Raw genomic sequence first — 537 nt, forward strand, 5'->3', positions numbered from 1 at the left:
GGGTGGTGGAAAGTTTTTTCGGTCCAGGATGTGCTCGCGGCCTATCAGCTTGTTGGTGAGGTAATGGCTCACCAAGGCTTTGACGGGTAACCGGCCTGAGAGGGTGACCGGTCACACTGGGACTGAGACACGGCCCAGACTCCTACGGGAGGCAGCAGTGGGGAATATTGGACAATGGGCGGAAGCCTGATCCAGCAACGCCGCGTGAGGGATGACGGCCTTCGGGTTGTAAACCTCTTTCAGTACCGACGAAGCGAAAGTGACGGTAGGTACAGAAGAAGGACCGGCCAACTACGTGCCAGCAGCCGCGGTAATACGTAGGGTCCGAGCGTTGTCCGGAATTATTGGGCGTAAAGGGCTCGTAGGCGGTTTGTCGCGTCGGGAGTGAAAACAGCGGGCTTAACTCGTTGCTTGCTTTCGATACGGGCAGACTAGAGGTATGCAGGGGAGAATGGAATTCCTGGTGTAGCGGTGAAATGCGCAGATATCAGGAGGAACACCGGTGGCGAAGGCGGTTCTCTGGGCATTACCTGACGC

The 537-nt window shown here is 57.2% G+C and carries 1 rRNA gene; it reads left to right on the forward strand.

The window, feature by feature from the left end:
* Positions 1 to 537 (forward strand): 16S ribosomal RNA (locus E9934_RS19425); the annotation flags it as partial.

Origin of the sequence: Nocardioides caeni (assembly GCF_004912195.1) — a bacterium.
Taxonomy (GTDB): Bacteria; Actinomycetota; Actinomycetes; order Propionibacteriales; family Nocardioidaceae; genus Nocardioides; species Nocardioides caeni.